19 protein-coding genes are annotated in these 18,723 nt (G+C 71.8%); 7 read left to right on the plus strand and 12 right to left on the minus strand.

The window, feature by feature from the left end:
• Position 1 precedes the first annotated feature (1 nt).
• Positions 2-667 (minus strand): TetR/AcrR family transcriptional regulator, encoded by a 666-nt coding sequence (locus DFJ69_RS20515; RefSeq protein WP_116024104.1) that lies wholly within the window; start codon positions 665-667, stop codon positions 2-4.
• A gap of 409 nt (positions 668-1,076) precedes the next feature.
• Here DFJ69_RS20515 and DFJ69_RS20520 point away from each other — a divergent pair, with 409 nt between their 5' ends.
• Positions 1,077-1,262, plus strand: a complete 186-nt coding sequence (locus DFJ69_RS20520; RefSeq protein ID WP_147312376.1) for a hypothetical protein — start codon at positions 1,077-1,079, stop codon at positions 1,260-1,262.
• Between the two features lie 51 nt (positions 1,263-1,313).
• On the opposite strand, the gene DFJ69_RS34955 is transcribed toward DFJ69_RS20520, so the two are convergent.
• Both DFJ69_RS34955 and rpsD read right to left on the minus strand, forming a co-directional pair.
• The gene (locus DFJ69_RS34955) at positions 1,314-2,072 is read right to left on the minus strand and encodes an aggregation-promoting factor C-terminal-like domain-containing protein (RefSeq protein ID WP_147312377.1); all 759 of its coding nucleotides are present in this window, start codon (positions 2,070-2,072) and stop codon (positions 1,314-1,316) included.
• 81 nt (positions 2,073-2,153) lie between these two features.
• On the minus strand, positions 2,154-2,762 hold the full coding sequence (gene rpsD / locus DFJ69_RS20530) for a 30S ribosomal protein S4 (protein ID WP_116024107.1): 609 nt from the start codon (positions 2,760-2,762) through the stop codon (positions 2,154-2,156).
• A 67-nt stretch (positions 2,763-2,829) separates the two neighbouring features.
• Here rpsD and DFJ69_RS20535 point away from each other — a divergent pair, with 67 nt between their 5' ends.
• Positions 2,830-3,612 carry a DUF2470 domain-containing protein gene (locus DFJ69_RS20535; protein ID WP_245974485.1) on the plus strand — a complete coding sequence of 261 codons (783 nt, stop codon included), beginning with the start codon at positions 2,830-2,832 and terminating at the stop codon, positions 3,610-3,612.
• Positions 3,613-3,772: 160 nt separating this feature from the next.
• Here DFJ69_RS20535 and DFJ69_RS20540 read toward each other — a convergent pair whose 3' ends face one another.
• From DFJ69_RS20540 to DFJ69_RS20555, 4 genes are all read right to left on the minus strand, one after another.
• Positions 3,773-4,996 carry a trans-sulfuration enzyme family protein gene (locus DFJ69_RS20540; RefSeq protein ID WP_116024109.1) on the minus strand — a complete coding sequence of 408 codons (1,224 nt, stop codon included), beginning with the start codon at positions 4,994-4,996 and terminating at the stop codon, positions 3,773-3,775.
• An 82-nt stretch (positions 4,997-5,078) separates the two neighbouring features.
• Complete coding sequence (locus DFJ69_RS20545; protein WP_342769870.1) at positions 5,079-6,245, minus strand: DUF5925 domain-containing protein; 1,167 nt, start codon at positions 6,243-6,245, stop codon at positions 5,079-5,081.
• Between the two features lie 55 nt (positions 6,246-6,300).
• Positions 6,301-7,050, minus strand: a complete 750-nt coding sequence (locus DFJ69_RS20550; RefSeq protein WP_116024110.1) for a lysophospholipid acyltransferase family protein — start codon at positions 7,048-7,050, stop codon at positions 6,301-6,303.
• A 74-nt stretch (positions 7,051-7,124) separates the two neighbouring features.
• Positions 7,125-7,802, minus strand: coding sequence for a uracil-DNA glycosylase (locus DFJ69_RS20555; RefSeq protein WP_116024111.1), 678 nt, complete (start codon positions 7,800-7,802; stop codon positions 7,125-7,127).
• A gap of 211 nt (positions 7,803-8,013) precedes the next feature.
• Between DFJ69_RS20555 and DFJ69_RS20560 the strand changes: the two genes are divergently transcribed.
• The gene (locus tag DFJ69_RS20560; RefSeq protein ID WP_116024112.1) at positions 8,014-9,468 is read left to right on the plus strand and encodes a WS/DGAT/MGAT family O-acyltransferase; all 1,455 of its coding nucleotides are present in this window, start codon (positions 8,014-8,016) and stop codon (positions 9,466-9,468) included.
• On the opposite strand, the gene DFJ69_RS20565 is transcribed toward DFJ69_RS20560, so the two are convergent.
• The 3 genes from DFJ69_RS20565 to ddaH all read right to left on the minus strand — a co-directional run bounded on the left by DFJ69_RS20565 (position 9,455) and on the right by ddaH (position 13,160).
• Positions 9,455-10,483, minus strand: a complete 1,029-nt coding sequence (locus DFJ69_RS20565; protein ID WP_116024113.1) for a transcriptional regulator — start codon at positions 10,481-10,483, stop codon at positions 9,455-9,457. The two genes, DFJ69_RS20560 and DFJ69_RS20565, sit on opposite strands and share 14 nt — an antisense overlap.
• Positions 10,484-10,822: 339 nt before the next feature.
• Positions 10,823-12,232 carry a dihydrolipoyl dehydrogenase gene (gene lpdA / locus DFJ69_RS20570; protein ID WP_116024114.1) on the minus strand — a complete coding sequence of 470 codons (1,410 nt, stop codon included), beginning with the start codon at positions 12,230-12,232 and terminating at the stop codon, positions 10,823-10,825.
• 64 nt (positions 12,233-12,296) lie between these two features.
• Positions 12,297-13,160, minus strand: a complete 864-nt coding sequence (gene ddaH / locus DFJ69_RS20575; protein ID WP_116024115.1) for a dimethylargininase — start codon at positions 13,158-13,160, stop codon at positions 12,297-12,299.
• Positions 13,161-13,432: 272 nt separating this feature from the next.
• Between ddaH and DFJ69_RS20580 the strand changes: the two genes are divergently transcribed.
• A complete protein-coding gene (locus DFJ69_RS20580) occupies positions 13,433-13,831 on the plus strand; it encodes a hypothetical protein (protein WP_116024116.1) in 399 nt (132 codons plus the stop codon).
• Between the two features lie 85 nt (positions 13,832-13,916).
• Entirely contained in the window at positions 13,917-14,381 is a 465-nt protein-coding gene (locus DFJ69_RS20585; protein WP_116024117.1) for a universal stress protein, read from the plus strand.
• A 15-nt stretch (positions 14,382-14,396) separates the two neighbouring features.
• On the opposite strand, the gene DFJ69_RS20590 is transcribed toward DFJ69_RS20585, so the two are convergent.
• A complete protein-coding gene (locus DFJ69_RS20590; protein ID WP_116024118.1) occupies positions 14,397-14,777 on the minus strand; it encodes a DUF742 domain-containing protein in 381 nt (126 codons plus the stop codon).
• Positions 14,774-15,193, minus strand: coding sequence for a roadblock/LC7 domain-containing protein (locus DFJ69_RS20595; protein ID WP_116024119.1), 420 nt, complete (start codon positions 15,191-15,193; stop codon positions 14,774-14,776). The genes DFJ69_RS20590 and DFJ69_RS20595 overlap by 4 nt, the downstream gene beginning before the upstream one ends.
• A gap of 1,011 nt (positions 15,194-16,204) precedes the next feature.
• On the opposite strand from DFJ69_RS20595, the gene DFJ69_RS20600 reads away from it, so the two are divergent.
• Entirely contained in the window at positions 16,205-17,629 is a 1,425-nt protein-coding gene (locus DFJ69_RS20600; RefSeq protein ID WP_116024120.1) for an SPFH domain-containing protein, read from the plus strand.
• A gap of 179 nt (positions 17,630-17,808) precedes the next feature.
• The gene (locus tag DFJ69_RS20605) at positions 17,809-18,615 is read left to right on the plus strand and encodes an SAM-dependent methyltransferase (RefSeq protein WP_116024121.1); all 807 of its coding nucleotides are present in this window, start codon (positions 17,809-17,811) and stop codon (positions 18,613-18,615) included.
• The last annotated feature ends 108 nt before the right edge of the window (positions 18,616-18,723 follow it).

Consider the following 18,723-nt stretch of genomic DNA (forward strand, 5'->3'; position numbering starts at 1 on the left):
GCTACCCCCGATCGGAGCCGTTCTCCGGCGGCGCGAACAGCGGCTTCACCCCGTCGACGATCTGACGGATCACCGGACGCTGCTCCGCCGGCGTCCGGCCCCGCAGGTCCAGGATCGGGTCCAGGCCGTCGTAGTAGGGCGCCATCGCCAGGAACGGCAGCGTCATCAGGATCAGCGTGGCCAGGACCTGCACGTCGGCGTCGGGTCGGATGTCGCCGCGCTCCTGCCACAGCGCCAGCACCGGGTGGATGACCTGGAGGTAGTGCTGGTTGGCGGTGTCGCGGACCACCGCGCGCACGTCGTTGTTCAGCTCGAGGTTGGTGGCGGCGGTGACGGCCCGTTCCGCCGGGTGGTCGGCCATGTACTCGGTCCACTCGCAGAACACGTCGAACAGCCAGCCCTCGAACGGCTGGTCGAGGTCGATCGCGGCGATGCGGCGTTCCATGTCCTCGCGGATCCGCCGGGAGGTCTCGTCGCAGACGTAGGCGAAGAACTCCAGCTTGTCGGTGAAGTACTGGAACAGCGAGCCCTTGGCGATGCCCGCCTCGCGGGCGATGGTGTTGAGGCTGCCGGTCGAGTAGCCGTGCTCCCCGAACTCCCGCATCGCCACTTCGAGCACGCGCTCGCGCTTGGCGACGTTCAGCCGGAACCAGGTGGAGGAGGGCATCGACGTCAGCTTTCCGTCAGGAACGGGTGGGCTAGGGCTCTGACCTGGGGCGGGGCGGGATGCTCCGCCGAGTGCGCACGGTAACGCCCACGGTCGAGCAAACGCAAACAGCCTGCACAAGTGCGGGTGTAAGGGTTACACCACCCCGGTCCTCACCATTACACCGGATCGACGGGGTGCCCAGGGGCCGAAGCGGGCCGGCGGAGGGTGAAGATGCGCCGGCCGACGTGCGAGGCCCGTGGCGCGCGGACCGTCCCGCCGCCGTGGGGGCGGAGCCGGGCCTGCGGGTAAAGGGAGTTTAAAGGGCGCGAGAGGGGACATCTCATGGCGAAAGAAAGGAGGAGGTGCGAATGACACCGGGGTGACTGGCGATCTCGGTCCCTCGATTCACCCTTTCCGCATTCGCCTCGTGGGCGGCCCCTTGGACGGAGGCGACTACTACTGCGAGGCGGACGTCCACACCATCGGTCGCCCGAAGCTGTGGTTCATCCAATGGGTCGATCAGCGCTTCGAGAGCTGGCTCCGCGATGAGCAGGACGACAACGGGGTGTGGAGCTATCACTACATTCGCCTGGACGACTTCGGCGAACTCTGAGCGCCGACCGGACGGCCCCGCCCGCGCTCGACGCACGAGCGGGCGGGGCGTTCAGTACCAGTTATTGGCCTGCCAGAAGCCCCAGGCGCGGCACGGGTCCTTGTAGCGGGCCTTGATGTAGCCGAGGCCCCAGGCGATCTGGGTGGGAGAGCTGGTGCGCCAGTCCGAGCCCGCCGAGGCGAGCTTGGAGGCGGGCAGCGCCTGCGGGATGCCGTAGGCGCCGCTGGAGGGATTCTCGGCCAGTTCGTTCCAGCCGCTCTCGTGGTCCCACAGCTCTTCGAGGGAGGACCAGCATTCCGACCAGCCCTTGAGGGCGTTCATCTGTTTGCCGTACGCCTTGTTCTGTCCGGCGCTCGGATTGATGGTGCGCAATGCCTCGGCGGTCTTGGAGGCCTCGATCTTCGTGCGGTTCTTGCGGTACCACTCCGCCCGTTCCCTGGCCTTCTTCTCGTCTTTGAGGCGCTTTTCGTAGGCCCGGCGTTTGGCCTCGGCGACGGCGTTCGCGGTGACCGCGTCCAGGTCGGAGCGGTTGATCAGCATGAGCATCTCGTCGGCGGACAGATCCGCCTCGGCGATCGCGGGCGGGCCGGTCTCGGCGAAGTCGAACGAGCCGATGTTGAGGGCGACGCCGACCAGGACACCGGTGGCCACCAGCGTGATGGTGACGTTGCCGGTCAGGATCCGCAGCCACAGCCGCCGCCCGCGCCGGGCCGGTCGCCGGCGGGGCGGGCGGGGTGGTTCCTCGGGCGTTTCGCCCCGAACGTGGCGCATGGAGGTGGACTGCCCTGTCTTGCCGATGTGCCGCCTCACGGCCCAACGATACGCATGGTGACGCATGAACGGCCCGCGGCGGCGAATTATCACGCGGCGTAGCGGCATCGCCACCGGGGCTCAGGAACGGGAGTAGAACTCCACCACCAGTTGCTCGTCGCAGACGACGGGGATCTCGGCGCGCTCGGGGAGGCGGGCCAGACGGGCGATGAGCAGGTCGTGCCGGACCTCCAGATAGGGCGGGACGTGCTCGGCGTGCCCGCCCGCCGCCGCGACCCGGAAGGCCTCCATGCCCCGGCTGCGTTCGGCGACGGTGATGACGTCCCCGGGGCGCAGCCGGAAGGAGGGCCGGTCGACGCGGCGGTCGTTGACCAGGACGTGCCGGTGTACGACGAACTGGCGGGCCTGGTAGATGGTGCGGGCGAAGCCGGCGCGCAGCACGAGGGCGTCGAGCCGCCGTTCGAGGTCCGACAGCAGGAGCTCGCCGGTCTTGCCGGGGGCCCGGTTCGCCTTGGCGAAGGCGTTGGCGAGCTGGGTCTCGCGCAGGTCGTACTGGGCGCGCAGCCGCTGCTTCTCGCGCAGCCGGACCTTGTAGTCGGACTCCTGCTTGCGACCCCGGCCGTGCTCCCCGGGCGGGTAGGGCCGGTTCTCGAAGTACTTGACGCACTTGGGGGTCAGGGGGATGCCGAGCGCCCGGGAGATCCTCACCTTGGGCCGAGACCTGTTCACAGTCCTCCTCGCAGGACTAAGGTGTGCCTTACTTAGGTAAGGCTAACCTATATGGCGAGGAGATCCCGTGAAGCGACCGACCGCGGCGGAACGGGCACGCACCCTGGCGTACGGCGTCGCGGGCGCCACTCTGGTGACGACCGCGTACGACCACGCCCGTGGCGGCGACGGCGAGGTCCCGGCCGAGCCGGTGCCCGCCCACGCCACCGACGGGGCGGGCCGCCCGCTGCTGCTGATGCCCGCCGGATCCCCGAGCGTCGCCGCCCTGCACGACGAGCCCGACCTGCCCGCCTCCCTGCGGGTCTGGGACGTCGCCCCGGTGTCGCTGGCCGACCGGCTGCGCGGCCAGGCGTGGCTGCACGGCTGGCTCACCGCCCTCGAAGGCGAGGAGCGCAAGGAGGCGGCGGTGCGGCTGTCCCGCCTGCACACCCGCCCGGAACTGCTGGACGTCGGCCGCGGGGACGAGGGGGAGTGGACGGTGCTGGCCCTGGAGGTCGCCGAGGTGGAGATCTCCGACGCGTGGGGGCACGCCGTCCTGGAGCCGGAGGTCTACGAGGAGGCCGCCCCCGACCCGTTCGTGATGATCGAGCACGGCATGCTCGTCCACCTCGACGCCTGCCACCGCCGGGAGCTGGCGGGGCTCTACCGGGACCGGTTCGGGCCGGTCGCCCATGACCCCGTGGTCCGCCCGCTGGCCCTCGACCGCCACGGCCTGTGGCTGCGCCTCCTCGCCCACGATCCGGACGGATCGGGCTCCTTCGATCTGTACGTGGAGTTCCCGGAACCGGTCAGGGATCTCCACGGTCTCCGCGACGCCTGCCACCGGCTGCTCGCCACGACGACGCCCTGAACTCCGTGCGCGTGACCGTGCTGCCCCGGATGTGCCGATCGCCGTGAATGCGTGATGCTCGGGCACGGCCGTGGGTCGCGTCGCGGGGACGCGGCCCACGGCCGGGCCGGTGGTCCGGTGCGGTGATGTCCGTGGGGGGACGCGCATCGGACCACCGTGCTCAGCCCCCTCCGCCCACGACGGCGAGCGCCCGTTCCAGGTCGGCCCACAGGTCGTCGACGTGCTCGATGCCGAGCGCCAACCGCACGGTGCCCTCGCCGATCCCGGCCGCGATGAGCGCCTCGTCGGACAGGCCCCGATGGGACGTGCCGGCCGGGTGCAGGACGACCGACTTCACGCCGCCCAGCGACGGGGCCAGCGGGATCAGCCGCAGGCCCTCCACGAACAGCTCCCCGGCCTTGCGCCCCCCGACGAGGTCGACCGACAGCACGCCGCCGAACCCGCCGTCCAGGAGCCGCCGCGCGGTGTCGTGGTCGGGATGGTCGGCGAGCCCGGGGTAGTGCACGCGCTCCACCGCCGGATGCTCCGCCAGCCGTCGCGCCAGCGCCAGCGCGTTCTCCGACTGCCGGGCGACCCGGAGCGGCAACGTGGCCATGCCCCGCACCGCCAGCCACGCCGTCATCGCGTCGACGCTCGCGCCCAACTCGACGGCGTGCCGCCAGATCCGATCGTGGACGGCGGGGTCCGCGGTGACCACCACCCCGGCCAGCACGTCGGAGTGCCCGCCCAGGTACTTGGTCGCCGAGTGCAGCACGATGTCGGCCCCGTGCTCCAGCGGACGGCACAGCACCGGCGTGGCGAACGTGTTGTCGACCACCGTGAGCACCCCCGCCTCCCGGGCCGTCGCGGCCAGCACGGGCAGGTCCACGACCCGGGTGGTGGGGTTGGTGATGGTCTCCAGGTAGAGCAGCCGCGTCGTCGGCCGCACCGCCGCGCGGACCTCCTCGGGATCGTCGCCCGACACGTGGGTGACGGCGACACCCCACCGTTCGGCGAGGTCGTGCAGCAGGACGTAGGTGCCGCCGTAGAGCGAGCTCTGGGCGATCACATGGTCGCCCGTCCGCAGCAGGCCCATGAGCACCGCGTTCACCGCGCCCATGCCGGACCCGGTGGCCAGCGCCCCGGCGCCGCCCTCCAGCGTGTTCACGGCCTCCTCGAACGAGCGGACCGTCGGGTTGCCGAGCCGGCTGTAGAAGAACGCGCCGTGCCCGCCGTCCTCGCCGTCGACCGCCCGGGGCGGGCCCTCGAAGGCGGCGGCCATCGTCTCGGCGTCCTCGAACGAGAACAGATGGCCCTGGTAGATGGGAGTGGTGAGGGGCCGGCTGCCGACCGGCCGGATGACGGGCGGATGCGCCGCGCGGGTCTGGGGATGAAGCTCGTCCATGTCTCCAGACTGCGCGCGGCGCACGGTGCCGGACAGGTCCAATTCCGGCCAGTGGCCTGGACGCCGGGGCGCGCCCCGGGTCTCAGAGGTAGAAGCCGGTGGCGGTCCTCGGCGTGTCGGCGGACACGGAGGGCGGCTTCTCGCCCTTGCGCAGCGCGACCAACTCGGCCAGCGTCGCCCCGTCCGGCCCGACGGCCCCGGGGTCGGCCTGATGGTCCTGATCGTCCAGCCAGCGCACCGCCTCGGACTGCGACAGCGCCCCCACCTCGATCTGCGCCAGGCAGCGGCCCGGCCTGATCACCGCCGGGTGCAGCCGGGCCAGGTCCTCGTTGGTGGTGATCGCCACCAGCACGTCCCGGCCCTGCCCGAGCATCCCGTCGGTCAGGTTGAGCAGCCGGGACAGGCCCTGGCCGGTGGACGCCTTGGCCTCGCCGCGGATCAGCTCGTCGCAGTCCTCCAGGATCAGCAGCCGCCAGCGGCGCTTGGACTCGTCGTCGTCATCGGTGCCGACGGCCACCTGCATCAGATAGCCGGGGTCGCCGAACAGCACCTCGGGGTCGAGCACGCAGTCGGCCTGGCACCAGTCGATCCAGGCCCGGGCCAGCGCCCGCAGCGCGGTCGTCTTGCCGGTGCCGGGCGGGCCGTGCAGCAGCAGGAGACGGCCGGAGATCTCGTCGCGGTCCAGCGCCATCACCGCGTCCAGGGCCTCGGTGACCGGCGCCGTGTAGTTGCCCCGGATCGTGTCCCAGGTGTCGGCCGAGATGATCCGCTCGCGGCGGCTCGGACCGTGCTTGGACATGTGCCAGAAGCCCATCTCCACCTGGGTCTCGTCGGCCACGGGGGGCTCGGTCGCGTCCCGTACCGCGTCCTCCAGCACCGACTCGGCCAGCTCCGGCGTGGTCGCCGACACCGCCACGTACGCGTTGCCGCCGTCCCAGCGGTTGGCCAGCAGCATCCAGCCGTCGCCCTCGGCGAGCACCGAGTGCTTGCCGTCCTCGTCGGCCACCCGCAGCACCCGGCTGCCGTCCGGCCGCAGCGGGGCGTCGGCCCGCACGTGCTCCAGCCGGGTGGCCTTCGACCACGGCTGCTCCCCGCTGGCGAACGGGCGCAGCGACAGCACGTCCATCACGTCGGAGGGGGAGTTGTTGTCGTTCAGGTTGAGAACGACCGACATCGCGAGCTCGGGGTCGGTCTCCGGGACCTCGACGAGGTGGAGTATCTCCTTCGGCCTCTCCTGCGACATCGTCATGCCTCCGATGATCAGCCGTCGGCCGTGGGGACGTCCACCGATTTACGCCGGGGTCTCAAGGCGCGGAGCGCTCCGCGGCCTCCTTGGCGTCCATCTCGGCGGCCTCCTCGGGGGTCGGCGCGGTGCCGCCCAGGTACGCGGGCTGCCACCACTCCTCGCCGGGGCGGGGGGTCTCCGGGTACTCGCGCTGAGCCCGTTCGACCAGCTCCGACATCCGGGAGTGCAGCTCGTCGACCACCGGGGTGAAGTCGCGCACCCGGGTCGGGTACATGGGCTCGCCGACCAGGATCGTCACCGGGACGTGCCGCTGCCGGAGGTTGCGCGGGCGGCCCTTGGTCCACAGCCGCTGGGTGCCCCACAGCGCCACCGGGATCATAGGCACCTTGGCCGACGCGGCCATCCGCACCGCGCCCGCCTTGATGTCCTTGACGGTGAACGAGCGGCTGATGGTCGCCTCGGCGAACACCCCGAGCACCTCGCCGTCCTTGAGCGCGTTGAGCGCGTCGCGGTACGCGGCGGCACCCGCCTGCCGGTCGACCGGGATGTGCTTCATCCCGCGCATCAGCGGGCCCGAGATCCGGTGGTCGAAGACCTCCTTCTTCGCCATGAAGCGCACCATGCGCTCGGCGGGCCGCGCGGCCAGCCCGGCGAAGATGAAGTCCAGGTAGCTGATGTGGTTGCTGACGAGAACCGCGCCTCCGGTCCGCGGGATGTTCTGGGCGCCCTCCACGGTGCATCGGAGGTCCAGAGCCCTGAACATGACCTTCGCCGCGGCGATGACCGGTGGGTACACGTATTCCGTCATACGGAGAAACCTATGTGCTCGGTGACCGGCCACGAAACGTGCGCGCGGTCACAGCCGTCTTCCCGGATCACCGATCAGGGAAGCTTCCAGTCGATGGGCCGCCCGCCCTGCCGTTCGAGCAGCTCGTTGGCCCGGCCGAACGGACGGGACCCGAAGAACCCGCGGTCGGCCGACATCGGGCTCGGATGGGCCGACTCGATGCACGGCACCCCGCCCAGCATGGGCTTGAGGTCGCGCGCGTCCCGGCCCCACAGGATCGCCACCAGCGGGCCGCCGCGCGCCGCCAGCGCCCGGATGGCCTGTTCGGTGACCTGCTCCCAGCCCTTGCCCCGGTGCGAGGCGGGTTTGCGGGGCGCCACGCTGAGCGCCCGGTTGAGCAGCAGCACGCCCTGCTCGGTCCACGGCGTCAGGTCGCCGGTGCTCGGCGCGGGGTGCCCCAGGTCGGCCTGGTACTCCCGGAAGATGTTGATCAGGCTCCCGGGCAGCGGCCGGACGTCCGGGGCCACCGAGAAGCTCAGCCCCACCGGATGGCCCGGCGTCGGGTAGGGGTCCTGCCCGACGATCAGCACCCGCACGTCGGCGAACGGCTGCCTGAACGCCCGCAGGATGTGCTCCCCGGCCGGCAGGTAACGGCGTCCCGCCGCCACCTCGGCGCGCAGGAAGTCGCCCATCGCCGCGATGCGTCCGGCCACCGGCTCCAGCGCGGCCGCCCAGCCGGCCTCGACGATCTCCGAGAGCGGTCGTCCCGTCATGCTCGGCAACCCTAGCCCCGTGATCACCTCCGCGCAGCCCGATCCCCGGAGGGAGAGTTGACATCGCTCCGTCCGGTGACGTTTGATCACACTGAGTGTTCGTACGGGTGCGTTGAGTCCGCGTTACGTCTTGGCTGCCTTGTTGACCCACGGCGGCGCACCGCATCATCCAGGAGGCAGCGCCTGGCACCGGAGAACTGGGGGGGCGACGATGCGCCAACTGACCGCCGTGGACGCCAACTTCCTGAACGTCGAGACCGGCACCATGCCCACGCACATCGCCGGTGTGGGCATCCTGGACCCGGCCTCGTGCCCGGGCGGCCGGCTGACCGCCGGGCAGGTGATCGACCTCGTCCGGGAACGTGCCCACCTGGCCGCCCGTCCGCTCCGCCGCCGGCTCGTCGCCGTTCCGTTGGGCCTCGACCGGCCCTACTGGGAGGACGACCCCGACTTCGACCCCGCCCGGCACGTGTTCGAGGTCGGCCTGCCCTCGCCCGGCACCGTCGCCCAACTCGCCGACGTCGTCGCGATGCTGCACGAACGCCCCCTCGACCGCCATCGCCCCCTGTGGGAGCTGGTCCTCATCCAGGGGCTGGAGGGCGGCCGCACCGCCGTCTACATCAAGGTCCACCACGCGGCGGTCGACGGCGTGCTCGCCGCCGAGACCCTGGCCGCGCTGCTCGACATCTCGCCGGAGCCCCGCGACCTGCCCCCCGACGACGTGCCGCTCCAGCAGGCCCCCACCATGGCCGGACGGGTCGGCGCCGGGCTGCTGCGCGCGGCCGTCCAGCCGCTGCGCGGAGCCCGCATGCTGGCCCGCACCGCCCCTTACCTGGACGAGGTGCCCGGCCTGGCCCAGCTCCCGGGCGTGGGTTCGTTCGCCCGGGCGCTCCAAGGGGCGCTCGGTCGCGACGGCGTCCCGCCGGTGCCCCGCACCGTCGCCCCGCCCACGCCCTTCAACGGGACGATCGGCTCGAGGCGCGCGGTCGCGTTCGGCGCGCTGCCGCTCGACGAGGTCAAGCGCATCCGCGCGAGTCTGGGCGGCAGCGTCAACGACGTGGTGATGTCCCTGGTGGCCGCCGCCGTGCGCCGCTGGCTGGACAAGCGCGGCGCCCTGCCGGACCAGCCGCTGGTCGCCGCCGTCCCGGTCTCCCTGCGCAGGCGCAGGACGGCCGAGGCCGCCGCGCAGGCGGGCAACCAGGTGTCGGCGATGGTGACGCCGCTGGCCACCCACCTGGACGACCCCGCGGAACGGTTCGAGACCGTCCGCGGCGACATGTCCGCGGCCAAGCGGCGCTTCGCCCAGTCGTCCGGCGGGTGGCTGGAGGGGCTCAGCGAGCTTCTTCCGACCCCGTTGGCCGGCCCGCTCCTGCGGCTCGCCCTGCAGGCGGTCCCGGGCGAGCACGTGCGCCCGATCAACCTCATGGTCTCCAACGTCCCCGGGCCGACCTTCCCGCTGTACCTGCGCGGGGCGCGGGTGCTGGGCTACTTTCCGATCTCCGTCGTCAGCGACTTCACCGGCGGTCTGAACATCACCGTCCTGTCGTACGACGGCCGCCTCGACATCGGCATCGTCACCTGCCGCACGATGATCCCGGACCCGTGGGAGCTGATCGACTACCTCGACGACGCCCTGGAGGAGCTGAAGGGCCTCATCGAGCCCTGAACAGCGTCGCGCCGTGCCATCGGGCCAGGGCGAGGGCGGCGGCCCCGGCGGGCTGCATCGGCTGCGGCGCCGGCTCGTCGAACGGCGCCATGGTGACCCGACCCTCGTCGTTCACGTCCACCAGCGCGCCGAACAGCTCGTCGAACGTCGTGTCGTCGATCACCACGGCGGTGAGCAGGTCCACCGCGAACGTCAGCGGATCGACGCCGAGCCCGAGGCAGTACGCCCGGACGTCGCCGGCCGTGCGTGCCCGCGACATGCGCCGGTAGAGGGGCCACGAGTCGTAGGTGAACTCCGGCTCTCGGTCCTCCGGGGTGCCGAGGAACTCCTCGCCGTACTCGCGGACCATGCAGCGCCACAGGTCGAAGTCCGCCCGTGCGTCCGGGGTGGCCGGCTGGAACACGCCGACGGGCATGACCTGATGCAGCCCTCCGGCGTGCGCGACCTTCGCGGGATCCCGCCAGTGGAGCACGACGTCCCGTGTGCCGCGTCGCAGCGTCACCGTGGTCACCGCGAGGGGGGCGCTCCGCCGTACGAGGTCCCGGGGGTCGCCGACGGCCGTTCGCAGCGGCAGCCCCGGCACGTCGGCGGCCAGTTCGTGCGCCGCGGCCTCGCCGACGTCGACGCCGTCGAAGTACCGGCCGGCGGAGAACTCCAGCGACGGCCGCGCGCCCTCGCCGAGCCCGGCGGCGAGGATCCGGTAGACCGGGCGGTTCTCGAAGACCGCCGGCGGTGTGAGCGCCCCCATGGCCTCGCTGTACGAACGGTGACCGCCGGGCAGGCGGGCCAGGGAGCCGTCGACCGCGGGGGGAGCCGCGTCGTCCCGCCATCGGAGACGTACCGCTTCCAGCGGCAGCGGCTCGGCGGGGATCCACTCCGGCCGCGTCAGCAGCGTCGTCGAGCCGACGCGGGGCACGTCGGGATACAGGGCGCCCGCCCGTTCACCGAGCGCGGCGCGGCGGGCGGCGAGCAGTGCCCGCTCCTCCCGCCATCGCCGCTCATCCGGTCCGTCCATGCCGGCGAGGCTATCCGCTCGCCCCCCACCGACCGCGCGCCGGACGCGCCCGCCGCAGCGGGTGTGCGGGGCCCTCCGTGGGAACGCTCGGCGGGTGGTCCGCGGCGGTGGGGTGCTCGCCGTGTCTCGGCGGCCGTGGGCGACGTCAAGGCCCGGGCGCGTGGCGAGGCCCTCCGCCAGATCGCTCGGCGGGTGGTCCGCAGTGGAGGCGTGTTCGCCGTGTCTCGGCGGCCGTGGGCGGCGTCAAGGCCCGGGCGCGGTGGTCGTCGTGCCCGGGTCGTGGCGGCCGTGGGCCGGGCCGCGGCGCCTCGGGGGGCCGCGGCCGGCGTCGGCGGGTGGCTAGAAGTTGATCATGTGGCCGGCCAGCCCGTGGATCGCCTCCTTGACGGCCTCGCCCAGGGTGGGGTGGGCGTGGACGTTGCGGGCGACCTCGTGGACGGTGAGGTCCCACTGCTGGGCCAGGGTGAGCTCGGGCAGCAGCTCGGTGACGTCCGGGCCGATCAGGTGGGCCCCGAGCAGTTCGCCGTACTTGCGGTCGCTGATGATCTTGACGAACCCGTTGGGGTCGCCGAGGCCGTGCGACTTGCCGTTCGCGGTGAACGGGAACTTGGCCACGTTGACGTCGTACCCCTGCTCCTTGGCCTGTGCCTCCGTCCAGCCGAAGCTGGCGATCTGCGGCTGGCAGTACGTGGCGCGCGGGATCATCACGTAGTCGAGCTCCATGGTCTCGGCGTCCGCGATGGTCTCGGCGGCGACGATGCCCATCGACTCGGCGGCGTGCGCCAGCATCAGCTTGGCGGTGACGTCGCCGATCGCGAAGATGTGGGGGACGCTGGTGCGGCAGCGGCCGTCGACGTCGATCGCGCCGCGGTCGGTGAGCCGGACCCCGGTCTTCTCCAGGCCGTAGCCGTCGACGTTCGGCGCGAAGCCGATCGCCTGCATGACCTTGTCGGCCTCCAGCACCTTCTGGGCGCCGTCCTTGCCGGTGACGGTGACCTGGACCTTCTCGCCGGAGTCGTCGATGCCGTCGACCCGGGTGGAGGTCAGCACGTCGATGCCGAGCTTGCGATAGCGGCGCGACAGCTCCTTGGAGACCTCGGCGTCCTCCAGCGGCACCATGCGGTCGAGGAACTCGACGATGGTGACCTTGACCCCGTAGTTGTGCAGCACGTAGGCGAACTCGACGCCGATGGCGCCCGCGCCGGCGATGACGATGCTCTCCGGCAGTCGCTCGCTGAGGATCTGCTCCTCGTACGTGACGACGCGGTCGGACAGGGAGGTGCCCGGCAGCAGCCTCGCGTGCGCGCCCGCGGCGATGATGCAGTGGTCGAACGTGACGTTCTGGGGCTCGCCCAGACCGTCCGCCGACTCGACGCGGAGGGTGTTGGGGTCGGTGAAGACGCCGCGCCCGTCGAACTCGGTGATGCCGTTCTTCTTCATCAGGTAGTGGACGCCCTTGACCCGGCCGTCCGCCACCGTGCGACTGCGCTGGAAGGCGGCGCCGTAGTCGAACCGGACCTCCCCGTCGGCCTGGATCCCGAAGAGCTCGCGCTCCTTGGTGAAGATGTGCGCCAGCTCGGCGTTGCGCAGCAGGGCCTTGGAGGGGATGCAGCCGACGTTCAGACAGACGCCGCCCCAGTAGCGTTCCTCGATGATCGCCGTCTTGAGCCCGAGCTGTGCCGACCGGATCGCGGCGACATATCCGCCCGGGCCCGCGCCCAGGACCACGACGTCAAAGTGTGTGCTCATTCTGTTGACGATATTCGCCCGGAGCGGGCCGCCGCATCTCGGAGGGCGGGTTCACGCCCCCGGGTCAGTGCCGGATCTCCAGGGTGCAGCACTTGGGGCCGCCGCCGGCCTTGCGCAGCTCCGACAGGTCCACCGGGACGGGCGTGTAGCCGCGGTCGCGCAGGGTGGCGATCAGGCCGACGGCCTCGGCGTTGATCACCACGTTGCGGCCGTCGCTCACCGCGTTGAGGCCCAGCACCGCCGCGTCCGCCTCGTCGGCGATCAGCGCGTTCGGGAAGAGCCGTTCCAGCACGGCTCGGCTGCCGGGGGAGAACGCTCCCGGGTGGTAGGCGACGTTGCGGCCGTCCAGCGGGAACAGGGCGGTGTCGAGGTGGTAGAACCGCGGGTCCACCAGCCGGAGCGTGACGACCGGGCGGCCGAGGTGCTCCTGGGCCTCCTGGTGCGCGGCGATCTCGGTGCGGAAGCCGGTGCCCGCCAGGATCACCTCGTCCAGGGTCAGGAAGTCGCCCTCGCCCTCGTTGACGTGGGACGGCTCCAGGACGTCGGCGAACCCGTTGCGCCGGAACCACTCGGCGTAGGCGGGCCCCTCGGGACGCCGTTCGGCGTGGGCGAAGCTCGCCCCGTACACGCGACCGCCCACGACGAGCGCGCCGTTGGCGGCGAAGACCATGTCGGGCAGGCCCGCCACCGGTTCGATCAGGGAGACCTGGTGGCCGAGCGCGAGGTAGGCGTCGCGCAGCGCCTCCCACTGCGCCACCGCCCGGTCCCGGTCGGCGCCCGCGGACGGATCCATCCACGGGTTGATCGCGTACGTGACGGCGAAGTGGTCGGGACGGCACATGAGGAAGCGCCGTGGGATCGCCACCGGCTCCTCGTCGATCGTCAGGGGGGTCGAGGTCGTCGACTCCGTCACCGGCGACACGGTCATGCGGGCTCCTGGTTCGGACCTAAGGGTTGCGAAACGTAAGCCTAAGAACTCGCGCCGCCTTATCGAAGACTTCGGCCATGCGTGATGATGGACGTTCGTTGCGTCTGTGCCGGGGTGTACGCGGGAATCGTTGCGCGGCCCCCGATCGTGGGGCGTTGGTCACGTCCGGCCCTGTTCTCGCCGGTGGACGCCGTGGGTGAACCCGGGCTGTCGTGACCATGACATACGGTCGACCACAGGCATGTCGGGGCCTGCCGAGGAGGGGAACGGGTGTGAGGATTCCCAAGCGCGTCAACGCCGCCTGGGACTGGGCGGAGAGCCATGGCCGTGCGATGGCGGTCGTCATCCTGCTGCCGATCCTGGCCGTGGGGGCGCTCTGGTCGCCCGTGCTCGCCGCGTTCGCCGTGGGCGTCGCCCTGGGCGGCGTGGTGACCTACACCCGGCTCAGCAAGCGGATCGCCCGGCTGCGCGGTGAGGTGGACGAGCTGCTGCGCGACAACGGCCGCCTCCGCCACCGCAACACCGTCCTCGCCAGCGGCGTGGTCCAGGCCGAGTCCCTGGTCACCCAGAAGCTGCTGACCATCCCCGAACAGCCCGACTCCGACGACTCCGAGGAGTCCGACGAGGGTGTCGCCGAGCGGCACCCGGAGACCGAGCGCCGCTCCGCCTGACCCGGACGCTCGGCACGGGACGTTCCGCTGATCGTTCGGCGGGTATCGCGGTGGTGTCGGTCGTCGCAACGGGCTGGGGGAGCGCATGGGCACGGGCCGGATCGTGGTCGGGGTGGACGGATCGGACGAGTCCAAGGCGGCCCTGCGGTGGGCGGCCCGGCAGGCCGAGGCGACCGGGGCGTGGCTGGAGCCGATCACCGCGTGGGACATCCCGGTGACGTTCGGGGTGCCCGTGTACGAGGAGGAGATCGACCTGTCGGACTCGGCCGGGGCGACCCTGTCGGCGACGGCGGAGGAGGTGCTCGGGCCCGATCCGGCGATGGTCGTGACACCCGTCGTGGTCCGAGGCCATCCGGCCCGGGCGCTGGTGGAGGCGTCCGTGGGCGCCGAGCTGCTGGTCGTGGGGAGCCGTGGGCGCGGCGGGTTCCTGGGCGCCCTGCTGGGCTCCACCAGCACGTACTGCGTCCATCACGCCAAGTGCCCGATCGTGGTCCTCAGGGCCGAGGAGGACGAGGACCCGCCGGTGGAGAAGGGCGACCCCGCGGTGTGAGGGGACGAGGGCGGGTCACAGGGCCCGCAGCCCGTTCAGCACCGCCTCATAGATCCGGATGTCGGTGACCTCGGCCTCCGGTCGGGGCTCCTGAACGATCACGTGCCCGCGGTCCAGCAGATCGCCCAGCAGCACCCGGACGGTCCCGGCGGGCAGGTCCAACCGTCCGGTGATCTCCGCCACCGACATCGCGTCCCGACACAGCCGCATGATCGCCAGATGCTCCGGGCCCAGGCCGAGCTCGGCCGCGGGCGCCGGTCGGGTCGCCATGACCTGCGTGATCAGGTCGAACCCGCCGCGCACCGGCCGACTCCGTCCGCCCGCCATCACGAAGGGCCGCACCATCGGCCCCGCCTGGTCGTGCGGCGGGTCCGGGTGTTCGGGGGCCGGGGTCATGGTCGGCCCGGGGTCCCGGAGGCCGCGCGGGCCGGCGTGCCGAGGTGACGACCCGCGCCGGACACCAGCATCGCCACCTCGTAGGCGACCAGACCCACATCGGCGTCCTCGGTGGTCAGCACGGCCAGGCAGGCCCCCTGGCCCGCCACCGTGACCAGCAGGAACGCCGTCCTCATCTCGATGATCGTCTGTCGTACCGCGCCGCCGCCGAAGCGCTCGCCGGCGCCCCGGGCCAGGCTCTGGATCCCGGCGGCCACCGCCGACAGGTGCTCGGCGTCGTCCTGGCCCAGCCCCCGGGAGGCGGCCACGAGCAGGCCGTCGGCGGACAGCACGACCGCGTGCCGCGCCTCCGCGACCCGGTCGACCAGATCGTCCAGCAACCAGCCCGGCTCACCGGAGGAACCCGTCTCGTGCACCGCTAACCGTCCTTCCGTGGAGTCCCGCCGGCGTCGTTCCGCGACGTCGTGCGGATCACCGGGGGTCTCCCTCGCCGGTCCCGTCCCGGTCGCCCCGGGAACGGCGGGTCGTCGGGGTGTGCGAGGTCATCGGGGCGCGCGACGGTGGCGCGCCATTTTCGCGGCCGGATTCTTCGAGGTTCTTCCCGAGGGCGACGGAGGCCGTTTCCGGGCCGGGGGCGCGGGCCGCGAAAGGCCGTTCCGGCGGCGGAGCGGCGACGATCCCGGTCCGCAGACACGAGTTGCGGATGCGCATTACCTTCGCCTCGACGATTGATGCGGCTGTTCGCAGACCTTGCCGGGACGGTCGTGGGGCGGCTTGCGCGGCACCGTGGTGACGGGGCCGGACGGACCCGACCTACTCCGCGTCCCGCAGAACCTTAGCAACGTCGACCAGGGCGCTCAAGACGAACCGGTCATGACGGACACGCAGGTCAGTGCCCGGATAGGGGGGTGCGTGTGAGGGAATTCACCTTCGTGGGAGCGGTTGTTCATCTCCCCTTCTCGGCTCGCTTAGGCGAATTGTCTGATTCTCTACGGGGTGCCGGGACGGCGCTGCCGGGGGTTCGGCTTCCGGTCGCCCCCGTCGACCCATGGTGGTGGGTGGTCGCGGCTCCGTGAATTTCGCGGCTCGAGAGGGCGGGTCTCGAGGGGTGTCTGAGCCGATCCGACATCGGCTCCTTCGGCGTCGTCCGTCGTTCTGTCAGTGGCATGCATAAGCCCGCCGGAGAATTCGAAAAATGGCCGATCGGCGTCATGTGCTCCACGCCTCGGGGTGGAGGGTTTCCCCGGGCGGCGGCTCGGGCTCGGCGAGCCCGGAGGGCGGCGGTGCCGATCGATGCGCCACCGAGTGCTCCGTCTCGCCATTTTGATGCTGGATGTCGCGAATGCGTTGCGAGCCGATTGTCAGGTGCGCGAGAATCGTTCCGCCCCCGCCGCCCCTGTCCCACCGAGGCGTTTCGAGGAGCCCCGATGTCCGCTGAGAAGGGCAACACCTACCTTGAGCAGGTGGTGGCGCAGCAGGCCATGCTGGAGGGCGACCTGCGCTCCAGGCGAGCCCCCGGGCAGTCCGCCGGGCCCGCCGCGCCCGCGCCCGCCGCGACGATGCAGCCCCCCGTGCCGGGCGCCCTGGCCAAACGCGAACGGGCCCTGGGCGCGGCGCCGGCGGAGCAGGCCGCGCCGCCCGCCATCGACGTCCGCGTCAGCGGATTCTGGCGCTGGAAGAACGTGATCGTCCCGCCCAACGCCTTCGTGGTCCACACCCGGCGGGGCCGCGCCGAGCCGCTGCATCTCGGGCTCGGCGTCTCGTTCCGCTACAACCCGTCCACCGACTCGTTCCTGGTGGTGCCCGGGGCCACCCAGACGATCCTGATCAACGCGTACTGCATCTGTCGGGAGCTGCAGGGCGTGCTGGTGCAGGGGTACGTCCAGTGGATCATCCAGGACTTCGCGACCGCGTACCGCAAGCTGGACTTCAGCGACCACGAGGACCCGATGCGGCTGGTCAACCTGCAACTGCGGGAGCAGGCCGAGGCCGCCATCAAGGACAAGGTCGCGACCCTGGGCGTCCGCGACGTGCTCAGCGACAAGCAGCCCATCATCGAGGAGCTCACCGCCCGACTGCGCGCGGTGGCCGAGGGCGAGAACAACAGCGACCAGGGCCTCGGCCTGCGCATCGTCACCGTGCAGATCAAGGAGGCCGTGGTCAGCTCCTCCCGGCTCTGGGAGAACCTGCAGAAGCCGTACCGCACCGAGCAGAGCAAGATCGCCCGACTGGCCGAGCTGCAGACCGAGGAGGTCATCGCCGAGCGGGAGATGACCGCCGAACGCCTCCGCGAGACCCGTCGCATCGAGCACGCCCGCGAGCTGGAGGTGCTGCGCGCCCGCAACGACGCCGAGCGCTTCGACGGCGAGTCCGCCGAACGGCTCCGCCGCACGCACCGCGAGCACGACGACAACCGTCAGGTGGCCGACCTGGAGCTGGAGACCGCCACCCACGCCCTCCGGCTCGACCGCGAACGCCAGGCCGAACGCGCGGCGACCGACCGCGCCCGCATCGCCCAGGAGCAGGAGCTCAAGCGGCTGGAGCTGGACGGCGAGCTGGCCCTGCAGCACTCCCGCGCCGAGGCCGCCCACCGGAGCGCCCTGCTCGACCTCGAACGGGACCGGCTGCGCGCCGCCCTCGACAACGAGCGCACCCCCGCCAGCATCCAGGCCGAGCTGGTCTCCTCGCTGCCCGAGATCGTCCAGCGGCTGCCCAAGCCGAACGAGCTGCGCAGCGTCACCATCGGCGGCGTCGACGGCACCCGGCTCGGCGGCGTCCTCGCCGAGCTGATGGGTGTCATCACCGCCCTCCAGCAGGCGACGGCCGGCGACGAGGACCCGCCCCGCCCCTGACCCGCCGCACCGTCACGCCCGGCGCAGAAGGACGCACTTGTTGACAAGCTTCACAGCAAGCCTCACACATCAAGACAGATTCGGTTAAGGCTCTCGGCGTGTCGGCCCGGATTCTGCGACACTGTGCCGCGATTCCTCCCAGGGCGGAGGCCCGGGATCTCCACGCCAAAGGAGTCGGGATGAGGAGCCACGGTGTAGATCGTGCGGAATCCGGTATAGACCGGCCGCACTCGGCGCGCACATGGAACTACTGGCTGGGCGGCAAGGATTACTACCCCGCCGACAAGAACGCCGCGGACCTGGTGGAGGACATCATCCCCGGCATCGTGGACTCGGCACGCGCCGACCGCGCGTTCCTGGAACGCTGCATCCGCCATCTGGTCGTCGACCAGGGCATCCGACAGTTCCTGGACGTCGGGGCGGGCCTGCCCACCGCCGACAACACCCACCAGGTGGCACAGCGGCTCGCCCCCGAGGCCCGCATCGTCTACGTCGACAACGACCCGCTGGTGGTGGCCCACGCCCGTTCACTGCTCTGCGGCGCCCCCCGGGGCGCGATCAGCTACGTCGAGGGCGATCTGCGCAGGCCGGAGGACATCCTGAAGCTCGCCTCCGAGACCCTCGACCTCACCCGTCCGATCGCGGTGATGCTGTTGAGCACCCTCAACCACGTCCTCGACGACGAGGAGGCCCACCGGTCCGTCCACCACCTGCTGGACGCCGTCCCCTCCGGGAGCTTCCTGGCGATCGCGCACCCCACCGCCGAGGTGGACGGTGACGCCATGCACGAGGCGATCCGGCGCTACATGGAACACGGCGGCACCCCCCTCGTGGCCCGCGACCGCGCCCACCTGGCCCGTTACTTCGAGGACCTCGAACTCCTCGAACCCGGGGTCGTCTCCTGCACGCGCTGGCGCCCCGACTCCACCCCGAGGGAGGGCATCCCGGAGGTCTCCCAGTTCTGCGCGGTCGGCCGCAAACCCTGACCGGCCCTCGGCCCGGCACCTTCCGCCGAGCCGACCCCCGGTGGGGGAGTGGCCGTGCCGCTTCTGGGCGGCGCGCCCCGGGCCGAACCCCCGGCTCGCCGGTCGCCC

This window comes from Thermomonospora umbrina (assembly GCF_003386555.1).
GTDB lineage: Bacteria > Actinomycetota > Actinomycetes > Streptosporangiales > Streptosporangiaceae > Thermomonospora > Thermomonospora umbrina.